The sequence below is a fragment of the Campylobacter sp. 2352 PW genome, from assembly GCF_024723575.1.
In the GTDB taxonomy this organism is placed as follows: domain Bacteria; phylum Campylobacterota; class Campylobacteria; order Campylobacterales; family Campylobacteraceae; genus Campylobacter_D.
The window spans coordinates 1-10,018 of record NZ_JANQCX010000023.1; the positions used below are offsets into that span (position 1 = coordinate 1).

Genomic DNA, 10,018 nt, shown 5'->3' on the forward strand with positions numbered 1-10,018 from the left:
GGAAATGATCAAACTCCAGGTGTTACTACGCTTAAAGGTGCAATGGCTATGATGGATATAGTTGAAACTGCCACGGCAAACCTTGATGCTATCAGAGCTGACATCGGTGCAGTGCAAAATCAAATCACAGCTACACTTAATAACATCAGTGTAACTCAAGTAAATATCAAATCAGCTGAATCAAACATCAGAGATGTAGACTTTGCTGCAGAAAGTGCAAACTTTTCTAAGTATAATATTCTAGCTCAAAGTGGATCTTATGCTATGAGTCAGGCTAATGCTGTACAACAAAATGTTCTAAAACTTTTACAATAAATCCAAAAGTGGGTAAAAACCCACTTTATATTAATTTTCTTTTTTCTAAGATATCTTGTAAAGGCATGATAGCAATTTTTAAAGCTTTTTCTTGTACCAAAGTTAATTCTGCTATATCTTCAAGCCAAGTTTTATGCGCTAATATCCAAGCTGTAAGTTTATTTTGTTTATCACTATCATTGTGTATAGGAGAGACATAAATTTTAGAAATAGTGCTTTCTAAGTGAAATAAAGAAGGAGAGATAACTTCTCTTAAAAAAATGTATTTTTGGCTTTCTAGTGTTGTTTTAAGAGTGTCTATTTGATCGCTTAATTCTTGAGGTGTATAGCGGATTTTACTTTGGTTGTTTAGTGCTTTATGTAATCTTTTACATTCTTTAAAAAATTTATCACTTGCTTTGATATATTGTTTGATTTTGTTATAAGCTTGTAACATCAATTCATTGCTATCTTTACGTTTTAGTTTTTGCAGTTTTGGAAAAGGTTTTTTGATTTTATCTGTAAGCAAGGTCTCGCAGAGTTCTTTAAAAGGCTTTTCTATGGTTCCTTCTATCCTTGCTCCACCTTCTGTGGCATTGTAAATTTTTATTTTTGCTTGCTTATGAAATAAGTTTTCAAAAATTTGCTTAAATAAAACCCAAATTTCTGAACTTTGCACATAGCCTTTTCCACCATAGGCTAAAATTTCATATTTACCATGGTCACGCTCAAAGTCTCCTTCATGGTAACTTTCATGTAAAAAGCCATCACTGTGTGTTTTACCTTCATTGGTGTAAGCTAAGTCTTGTCCTATTAAAATGATATTTTTATGTCCCAATAGTTGGGCTAACTCGAAATTTAAGTGAGCAACACTCATACCCCCACTAACATAACCAAAATCATGCAAACCTACAGAATAAGCAAATGGTAAAGATCTTGAAACTAAAATGTATTTTCTATTATTTTTTTCTAAAAAATTAATACTATCTTTATATGCTAATGAGGCTAAAATAAAAATTATATCTTTATCAAAATCTCCAAAATCATTATCAAAACATTTAGCTACTATATCATCTCTTTCAAGCATACAAACATAATCAGGCTTGATACCGGCTTTTGCTAGGATGGGATAAGCACTATCAGCACAAAAGATAGTTGCATTATTTGCATATTTTTTAAGTAAAGGAAGTTGCTTTTGCAGAGATGGTCCAGTTGCTACTAATATAGCATTTTTACTTTTATTAGCTCTTTTTTGTTTTAATTCCTTAAAACTTGGATGTGTTAGCATTTTGGGTAAATTTAAAACAAATTGCTCTACTCCTTGCATAGCATCTATTGGGTCATTTCCTTGCTTTAAAGCTATGCTTTTAATTACTTTAGAATTTAAGGTGTTAATGTATTGAATTTCTTTTTTTTGATCTTCATAAAAATGTGAATGAATATGTAGATCATAGGTTCTTAGAAATAAACCTAATAAGCTACATGTTAAATCCGCTTTAACATAATTTACTTCCTTGGTATGAACGATAATCAATCTTCCTTCTGAAAGTTCTTTAGAAAAATCAATCATATTAAAGGCTAAAAATATTAACTCTATATCTTTTTCGTAGACAATAACTTTCTCGTGAGTTTTGTTCGATAGTAAATTTTTATAAAAAATTCCATTACCTAAACCATAAAAAAATAACACAGGGTATCTTAGGTATTTTTTATTGAAAATTTCTATTTTTTCTTGTAATTCTTTTAGAGGGTCTTTGTATATATTTTTCAAATTCTTATAACAAATATTACAGTTTAGAGGATCTTTATCAAAAACATAAATATAATCTTTTATTTCTTTTATTCTGCTCAATTTTCTTTTTAAACTTTGAAAATCATTTCCTTTTAAAGCTTTGATATTTTTTTTAAAAATTTCTGTTTTCATATTACCCTTTCGTTTAAGATAAAATCGACATTTTTCAATTTAAATTAAAATATAATATTGCACATTTGACTTAGAAAGTAAAAATCAAAATCCATTAAAATTATTTATTATTAATATTTTTTCTAATGGTGTCACTATATTTTTCTAGATATAAAATAATTTCTTCAAAAAAATCTATTTGTTGAGCTAAGAAAAATTCTAAATCTTTAACTTTTGAAACTTTGTATTTTAAAACTTCACATTCATTTTGAAAATATCTAGCTTGCACAATATCTGAAAAAAAATCACTTTTTGGTAGCTTTAATCTCAGTTTTTCTAGTTTTTCTAAGTTTTTTTCTTTAATAGCTTTTTTACATTCATTGATAAATATTTGACATTGCTTTGTTTGTTTGATAAGTCTTTCTTTGCATTGTTTGATTTTTTTTTGAGGATTTTTTGGTTTTATCAATGTGATGTTTTTGTTAATTTTCTCTCTTAATATTTCTTCGCAAACTTCTTTAAAAGGTTTTTCTATGGTTCCTTCTATCCTAGCTCCACCTTCTGTAGCATTGTATGTTTTTATATTTAGGATGTTTTTTGCAAGAGCAATATCTTTTTCAAAGTTTTTTAAAAATAAATACCAAGTAAGTTGCGTTTTCACCTTTCCGTTACCACCATAAGCAGTGATTTCTTTGTAAATTACTTCCTTATCTCCTTGATCACCATATAGATGCTCTTTCGGGTGTGATTTACCATCATCACTATAAGCTAAATCTTGGCCTATTAAAATGATATTCTCAAATCTTAAAGCACCAGCTAATTCATAAGCCATATTGGCTACACTCATGCCATTCCCTAAAAAACCATATTCATTTAAGCCGAGTTTGCTTTCAAAAAATAAAGGTCTTAAAGTAAGTATATAATTTCTATTATTTTTTTCTAAATACTCTATGGTTTTGGGATGAGTTAAAGAAGCAATGATAAATAATATATCTTTATCAAAATCTCCAAAATCATTATTAAAAAATTCACTTGTAAGATCTACTCTTTCTAAAGAACATACATAATCTGGTTTAATTCCCTCTTTTGCTAATATTATATAGGAACTATCAGCGCTAAAAATTACAGCATTTTCTTGATATTTTTTTAAAAGAGGTAGTTGTTTTATTAAAGATGGACCTGTTGAAACTATTATAGCATTCTTTGTTTTTGCTTTTCTGTCTTTTATTAGACTTTTTAAAGGAGCATGAGTGATGATTTTTTCAAGATTGATAGTATTGTGTTCTATTCCAATTAAAGCGTCTTTTGGGTCATTACCTCGAGCAAGCATAAGTGTTTTGATTGTATTTAGCATAGCTTGCATTATATTTTGGGCATTAGATGAGTAAAAATTGGTATAAAACTCATTGTAAAAGTGAAAATTAAAAATTTTTAATGTATGTTTGATATTGGGATAATCAAATAAAACTTTGATTTGAGCGGTGTTGATATTTGGTGTAAAAAATAAAATTAATTTTTCTTTTCTAAGAAGTGTTGAAAAATCAATCAAATGAAAGGCTAGATATAAAATTTCTAACTCATCCTCAAAGATTACAATGTGCTTTAAGTGTTGATTTTTTAAAAGTTCTAAGAAAAATTTCCCATCACCAAAGCCGTAAAAAAACAATACTGGATATAACTCAAATTTTTCAAAGTCAAAAGAGTGATTTTCATCCAAGAATACTTGATTGCATGTATCAAAAATTTTATTCTCTATAAGTTGAAATCTTTGAGTATCAGATAGTTTTCTTAGTTCATAAGCTAATATTTGATCAACTTCAAAAAGAGCTTGGGTGTTTTTTAAAAATAATTCTTTATTCATTATAAAATCCAAATTTTTGTTTTATTATAGCAAAAAGTATGGTTTAATTAATAAAATACCTGAAATTGTACATTTGAGATTTATATGAGCCATAAACAGTGTTTAATTTAATTGTAAATGTTGCTTCTTTAATGCTTGTCCAAATTCTATATCACAACTTGCTTTTTTGCCAAGTATGATAGGTAAAAATTTAGGATGCAAACCTAGATTTGGTCTTACGCTTTTTACATTTTCTTGTGTAAAAATTTCACCTTTTTTTATATCTTTACTCGCATATAAGCTTCTTGCAAAGTGGCGATTTTTTAAAGTTTTTTTATCTATTGTTAAGTTGGCTTTACCTAGTGCTTGCTCACTTAAGCGCACCATAGAACACATTTGTTTAAACTCTTCAAAATCAAGACTAAATTTAGCATCAGCACTATTTAAGCTTTTATCTAATATAAAATGTTTTTCTATGACTCTTGCGCCAAGAGCTACGGCTAAAGTAGGTGCTAAAAATCCCTCGCTATGATCGCTTAAGCCTACTATGGTTTTAAATTTTTCTTGTAAAGTTTTGATGGCGTTTAGATTTAAATCACAAATTTGTGAAGGATAAGCCGAAGTGCATTTAAGCAAAATTAGATTTGGGTTGTTTTCTTCTTGGAAAATTTTAACAACCATTTCAAGCTCTTCTTCATAAGCTATACCTGTAGAAACCAAAGTAGGTTTGTTTTCTTTTGCCACATAACGCACAAAATCATAATCATTTACTTCAAAAGAAGCGATTTTATAAGCTGGGGGATTAAATTGTTTTAAAAAATTCACATCTTCTTTAGAGAAAGGACTAGAAAAGCAGATTAGCCCTTCATTTTTGGCGCATTCAAAAAGTTTTTCATGCCATTCATAAGGCGTTTTAGCTTCTTCGTATAGTTCGTATAGTTTATGTCCATGCCACAAACCACCTTCGATAATAAAATCTTTTTTGTCAGAATTTAGCGTTAAGCTATCCGGGGTATAGGTTTGAATTTTTATAGCATCAGCCCCTGCTTTTTTAGCTGCTTGTATGGTTTTTAAGGCCACTTCAAGGCTGTTTGCATGGTTGGCTGAAAGCTCGGCAATGATAAAAACTTTTTCATCTAAATTAAAATTTTCTATAAACATTAAAAGCCTTTTAGCAAATCAAAATTATAGTATTTTATATTTTAATTATTAATTATGATTAAAGGTTTATTTAGTAAAATAAATTTATTATAAGTTTATTAAGGAAAAGCTATGACTAAAACACTTGAGTATTCAATTTATCATTTTTTTGAGCATATTTTAAAATTAAAAATTTCACAAAAAAGCGTGATTAGAGGCGAACTTTATGGGGCTTCTATACCTTTGTATTTTAAAGATGAGGAATATAGTTTTTATTTGTTTTTTCAAAAACAAGCTTTAAATGAAATTGCACAATTTTTATTGCATGAAGAATTAAAAGAAGATGGATTGGCAGATTTAGTTAAAGAAGTGGCCAATCAAATCATAGGCTATGCTAAAAAGCTACTTAATGATACTAATGGAAAAGATGAGTATCGTTTAGGTGTTCCTGAGTATTTAGGGCGTATTGATGGATTTTCAAAAATTAAACTCAAAGAAAAATTTACTTATGAAGTAAAAAATGCTTCCTTTAGAATAGGTTATAAAAAAATATGATAGAAGATCATTTAGGATTATTGCAATCTTATGAAGATATTTTAGACATTAGTGTTGATTTTGTTAGTGAGCTTGGCACGACTAATATGAGTGTGAGAGAACTCTTAAAGCTAGAAGTTGGTTCTGTGATAGATCTTGAAAAGCCAGCAGGCGAAAGTGTGGAGCTTTACTTGAATAAAAGAATTTTTGGTAAAGGTGAGGTGATGGTGTATGAAAAAAACCTTGCCATAAGAATTAATGAGATTTTAGATTCTAAATCAGTATTGCAGTATTTTAAAAAAGAATTGCAATGAGATTTATTTGGATTTTACTACTTGCTTTACCTCTTTTTGGGGCAAAAATTCTTGATTATAATATCTATCCTAGAGAAGATAGGGTGGATATTACTTTTTCATTTGATATTCCTTATAAAGAAGGCATTAGTCAAAAGAGAAAAGGTGATATTATTATCTTTACACTAAATGCTCAAAGTATTAAAGAAGAAGATAAGACGTTAAATTCTAGCATTATTAAAAAAATAAAAATTTTTTCAGAAGGTAAAAAAACTTTTATAGCCTTAAGTGTTGGCGATAAGATACAAATTAATGCAGATACGATTGGTGAATATGGATTAAGACTACGCGCTCAAAAAGAAGGTATGAATTTAGCAACTAAAAATAGCTTAGAAGAAAAAAATGAGGAGATAAAAATGCAAGAGTATGATTTTACAAATTATATTTTAGTTGTAAGTGTTTTGATACTTTTGCTTGTTGGACTTTGGTTTTTAAAAATGTATTTAAGGCAAAAACATCCTTTAGATAGAAATTTTACTTTGATTTTTCAAAGACCGCTTGATAGACATAACCAACTTGTAGTCTTTGAGTATGGCTTAAAACGCTATACTATGATCATAGGAAATTCTAATGTGGTATTAGAAACAAGTGAAGCTATGATGAAAAATGAGGAACAAAACAAAACATCCCAAAAACCAAAAGAAAAAGACTTTGATTCTTATTTTGAAGAAAATAAACAAAGATTGCAAAATTTACTTTTAAAACAAAATGCTTAATTAGATTGATTAAAAGCTAAAACAATAAGTTTCGGCTTTGAAATTTTTTTGATTTCTTCTCTTGAAAAATAAATTTGTTTTTTTGTTGAATAAATATATAAGGTATGATTTTTTAATGTAAAATCAAGATTTTCATCACTATCTTTAGCAAGTTTTTTTGCTAGTGCTAGAATAAAATTAAGCCAAGCTAATATATGGTTATTTGGTAATAATTCTTTAACATGTTCTATGGCAAGGGGGTTTATTTTTTTACCATTGGCTTTTAAAAGAGTTGCAATAAGCAAAATTTCTTTGTGTGAAAAGCCAAAGTTTAAGCCACTCATTGCCATATAGGCGCTATGTTCATTAGCAAAATAAAAATTAATTTTTTCACCTATATGGGCTAATTTAGCAGCGCTTAAAAGATCTTTTTTAAAATCTGAACTTATTTTGTGAAAAGGTGAAAGCACATCAAATAATTTACTTGCAAAATAAGCGCTTTTATCTTTATAATCAACACCAAAGCGATCTTGTAAGGATTTTAAACTTGGGTTGAAATTTGGCGGAAATTTGGCATTAAATTGCGAAAAGTCATTAGTGTCGTTTTTTATTTTGGCGTATTTTTGAAAAAGATTAGATAAAAATACGCCTTCTCTGACACCTACTGCTGAAGTGATGATATTTTTAGCTTTGAGTTTTTTAGCTAAGGCTAAAAATATGACACAACCTTCTTTTATAGTATCAAAACGATCTTTTTTGATATCAAAATCTATTAAATTTTTTGCATTTTGAATTTTTTCTATATAATTTTTTTCTTTTTCAAAGCTGTAGCTGAAATTATGGATTATTTTTAAAGGATAGGAATTTTTTTTCATTATAGAATTTGATAATGCTCTTAAGCTTCCACCTATGGCAATAATATTTTCGCTTTGAAAATGTTTTGGAACTTGCATTAGAGCTTCTTGTATGAATTGATCTAGAGCGTTTAATCTTTTAGTATCATAAAAAATTTCTTTTAATCTTACAGTTCCTAGATCAAGTGAAATACAATCTATAATTTTACCTTCTTTAATCAAGCAAAGCTCGGTTGATCCTCCACCTATGTCTATGGTGGTGGCATTTTGAATATTTGATAGTAAATTTAACGCAGCAAGACCACCTAAAAATGATTCTGTTTTACCATTAATGCATTTTATATTTAAACCCACATTTTTTGATATTCTAGTAATAAATTCTTTTGCATTTGGTGCATCTCTTAGCGCAGAAGTTCCAACAGCAATAATTTTCCTGCATTTTTCTTTTACAGCTTTTTCTTTAAAATAAGCTAGTGCCTTCTCGGCCTTAAACATGGCTTCTTCTTGAAGGATTTTGTTGTTATTATAAGCATTTTCTCCAAGTCTTACTTTCTTTTTGTGTTCACTGCAAATAAAAAAACCATATCTTGAGGTTCTTTCAAAAACAACCATGCGAACGGAGTTAGAGCCAAGATCAATTACTGCTGTTTTTTTAGCCATTAAATATCTTTATTTTTATGTTTTAAGCGAAGCTCATCAATACTTTCTACATTATCAGGATCAGGTATGATACAATCTACTGGACAGGCCACTATACAGGCTGGTTCTGAAAATTCATTCACACATTCAGTACATAAATCAGGATCTATGACATAGATTGGATCATTATCATAAATTGCTTCATCTGGGCATTCTTCTCTGCATGCATCACAGGATATACATTCTCTAGTGATTAAAAGTGACATACTTTTCCTTTTATTGATAATAAAGCAAACTTATACTATATAAAAACTTATAGCTAATTTAAAAAGAGATAAAAATATTTAATTTTTAGAATGATCAAATCATTCTAAAAATTTTTTAGTTAGTTTTTTTAGGAAAACAAAAGCGATATCCTCTGCGGCGCACAGTTTCTATAGTGGAAATATTAAGAGGTTTATCCATTTTTTGTCTTATTTGATTGATTGCAACTTCTATAACATTTGGAGTTACAAGTTCAGGTTCTTCCCAAATAGCATCTAAAAGTTGTTCTTTTGATACGATTTGATCAGAGTGTCTAGCAAGGTGAGTTAAAACTTCAAAAGGCTTTCCTTTTAATTCTATGTCTTTTCCTTGATAAGTGATTTTTTCTTCATCAGGATCAATCACTAAATCATCAATCTTAATCACATTTGTCCCGCCAAATCTAAGTCTAGCTTCGATTCTTGCCATTAAAATTTCAAAATCCAAAGGTTTTTTTATATAATCATCTGCTCCAGCTTTTAAAGCTTTGATTTCATTTTCTTTGTCTGCTTTTGTACACATTGTTACTATAGCAGTTCTTGGAGATTTTTGTTTGATAGCATTGATCAAATCGCTTGCATCATTATTGCCTATAGTCCAATTTGATAATACTAAATCATAATGTCTAATACCTATAAAATACTCAGCGTCTTTAAAATTTTCTGAAGTGTCGCTTTGATAGCCAAACTCATTTAAAGTGTTTGATAAAGTTTTATTAAGCGATGCTTCATCTTCTACAACTAAAATACGCATTTTATTCCTTTGAAGATAGTTTTAGTGCAAAAGTATAACACAAATTAAGCAAATGTTCAAAATTCTTTAAAAAATTTTTAATATTTTTTGCTTAAACTAGCTCCAACGCACGCATTTTTGATGATATCGGGCTTATAACAAGTAATATTTATAAATTGAAGTTTTTTATGATGTTTTTTGATATCTTTGCATATATATTTTAAAGATTTTTCTATAGTCTTAAATTTTTTCTTTTTATAGATTTTTTCTATTCTAGTGCATAATTTTGCATAATCTAAAAATTTCTTACTTTTAGCTTCTAATTCTATTAGGACTTTTTGCTCTTGAATTCTTTCAAAATCCAAAAGCCCTATAATACATTTAAATTCTAAGCTAACTTTTATATGACTTTGCATTCTTGTTTTCCAATAAGCCTTAAAATATTTGGTATGTGTTTATAAACTACTATAAAAGCGATGATAAATATCGGCGCATGGGTATTAATCACAGGCATATCATAATGAAATATAAAAGAAGTTGCAATTAAAACAATTAAAGCTCCAAGTGAGGCTAAGCTTGAAATTTTAAATACCTTACCTATAATAAACCAAGCCAAAAGTGCACATATAATCTCAAAAGGTAAAAATACTGCTAAAACCCCAGCTCCAGTAGCTACTCCTTTGCCACCTTCAAATTTTAAATAAGGAGAAAAACAATGGCCAAATACTGCT

12 protein-coding genes are annotated in these 10,018 nt (G+C 28.5%); 4 read left to right on the top strand and 8 right to left on the bottom strand.

What is annotated here, in order from left to right; translation table 11 throughout:
* Window positions 1-315: flagellin (locus CAMP5121_RS07820; protein ID WP_337215277.1), on the top strand; the 315-nt coding region annotated here is incomplete at its 5' end.
* A gap of 25 nt (window positions 316-340) precedes the next feature.
* Here CAMP5121_RS07820 and CAMP5121_RS07825 read toward each other — a convergent pair.
* From CAMP5121_RS07825 to pseI, 3 genes are all read right to left on the bottom strand, one after another.
* A complete protein-coding gene (locus CAMP5121_RS07825) occupies window positions 341-2,218 on the bottom strand; it encodes a motility associated factor glycosyltransferase family protein (protein ID WP_337215278.1) in 1,878 nt (625 codons plus the stop codon).
* A gap of 100 nt (window positions 2,219-2,318) precedes the next feature.
* Entirely contained in the window at window positions 2,319-4,058 is a 1,740-nt protein-coding gene (locus CAMP5121_RS07830; protein ID WP_337215279.1) for a motility associated factor glycosyltransferase family protein, read from the bottom strand.
* A gap of 102 nt (window positions 4,059-4,160) precedes the next feature.
* On the bottom strand, window positions 4,161-5,198 hold the full coding sequence (pseI, locus tag CAMP5121_RS07835) for a pseudaminic acid synthase (protein WP_337215280.1): 1,038 nt from the start codon (window positions 5,196-5,198) through the stop codon (window positions 4,161-4,163).
* A 111-nt stretch (window positions 5,199-5,309) separates the two neighbouring features.
* Here pseI and CAMP5121_RS07840 point away from each other — a divergent pair, with 111 nt between their 5' ends.
* Genes CAMP5121_RS07840 through CAMP5121_RS07850 form a run of 3 tightly spaced genes read left to right on the top strand, consistent with a single transcriptional unit; the run spans window position 5,310 to window position 6,780 of the window.
* Window positions 5,310-5,732, top strand: coding sequence for a hypothetical protein (locus CAMP5121_RS07840; protein ID WP_012660918.1), 423 nt, complete (start codon window positions 5,310-5,312; stop codon window positions 5,730-5,732).
* Entirely contained in the window at window positions 5,729-6,025 is a 297-nt protein-coding gene (gene fliN, locus CAMP5121_RS07845; protein WP_012660919.1) for a flagellar motor switch protein FliN, read from the top strand. Before CAMP5121_RS07840 ends, fliN begins: the two co-directional genes overlap by 4 nt.
* The gene (locus CAMP5121_RS07850) at window positions 6,022-6,780 is read left to right on the top strand and encodes a hypothetical protein (protein WP_337215281.1); all 759 of its coding nucleotides are present in this window, start codon (window positions 6,022-6,024) and stop codon (window positions 6,778-6,780) included. The genes fliN and CAMP5121_RS07850 overlap by 4 nt, the downstream gene beginning before the upstream one ends.
* Here CAMP5121_RS07850 and CAMP5121_RS07855 read toward each other — a convergent pair.
* The 5 genes from CAMP5121_RS07855 to CAMP5121_RS07875 form a co-directional block, all read right to left on the bottom strand.
* Window positions 6,777-8,273: a Ppx/GppA phosphatase family protein gene (locus tag CAMP5121_RS07855; protein ID WP_337215282.1), complete on the bottom strand. Its 1,497-nt coding sequence runs from the start codon at window positions 8,271-8,273 to the stop codon at window positions 6,777-6,779. The two genes, CAMP5121_RS07850 and CAMP5121_RS07855, sit on opposite strands and share 4 nt — an antisense overlap.
* A complete protein-coding gene (locus tag CAMP5121_RS07860; RefSeq protein WP_012660922.1) occupies window positions 8,273-8,518 on the bottom strand; it encodes a YfhL family 4Fe-4S dicluster ferredoxin in 246 nt (81 codons plus the stop codon). The genes CAMP5121_RS07855 and CAMP5121_RS07860 overlap by 1 nt, the downstream gene beginning before the upstream one ends.
* 115 nt (window positions 8,519-8,633) lie before the next feature.
* Complete coding sequence (gene hsrA / locus CAMP5121_RS07865) at window positions 8,634-9,308, bottom strand: homeostatic response regulator transcription factor HsrA (RefSeq protein ID WP_039667907.1); 675 nt, start codon at window positions 9,306-9,308, stop codon at window positions 8,634-8,636.
* Window positions 9,309-9,385: 77 nt separating this feature from the next.
* On the bottom strand, window positions 9,386-9,703 hold the full coding sequence (locus CAMP5121_RS07870) for a dihydroneopterin aldolase (protein WP_173787072.1): 318 nt from the start codon (window positions 9,701-9,703) through the stop codon (window positions 9,386-9,388).
* Window positions 9,688-10,018, bottom strand: a 331-nt coding sequence (locus CAMP5121_RS07875; RefSeq protein ID WP_337215283.1) for a glycerol-3-phosphate acyltransferase, incomplete at its 5' end; no start/stop codon positions are given. The genes CAMP5121_RS07875 and CAMP5121_RS07870, both read right to left, overlap by 16 nt.

Coding starts and splice junctions, on each gene's coding strand:
- CAMP5121_RS07860 (WP_012660922.1), bottom strand. CDS start 8,518: ATGTCACTTTTAATCACTAGAGAATGTATATCCTGTGATGCATGCAGA.
- hsrA (WP_039667907.1), bottom strand. CDS start 9,308: ATGCGTATTTTAGTTGTAGAAGATGAAGCATCGCTTAATAAAACTTTA.
- CAMP5121_RS07855 (WP_337215282.1), bottom strand. CDS start 8,273: ATGGCTAAAAAAACAGCAGTAATTGATCTTGGCTCTAACTCCGTTCGC.
- CAMP5121_RS07825 (WP_337215278.1), bottom strand. CDS start 2,218: ATGAAAACAGAAATTTTTAAAAAAAATATCAAAGCTTTAAAAGGAAAT.
- CAMP5121_RS07830 (WP_337215279.1), bottom strand. CDS start 4,058: ATGAATAAAGAATTATTTTTAAAAAACACCCAAGCTCTTTTTGAAGTT.
- CAMP5121_RS07850 (WP_337215281.1), top strand. CDS start 6,022: ATGAGATTTATTTGGATTTTACTACTTGCTTTACCTCTTTTTGGGGCA.
- fliN (WP_012660919.1), top strand. CDS start 5,729: ATGATAGAAGATCATTTAGGATTATTGCAATCTTATGAAGATATTTTA.
- CAMP5121_RS07870 (WP_173787072.1), bottom strand. CDS start 9,703: ATGCAAAGTCATATAAAAGTTAGCTTAGAATTTAAATGTATTATAGGG.
- CAMP5121_RS07840 (WP_012660918.1), top strand. CDS start 5,310: ATGACTAAAACACTTGAGTATTCAATTTATCATTTTTTTGAGCATATT.
- pseI (WP_337215280.1), bottom strand. CDS start 5,198: ATGTTTATAGAAAATTTTAATTTAGATGAAAAAGTTTTTATCATTGCC.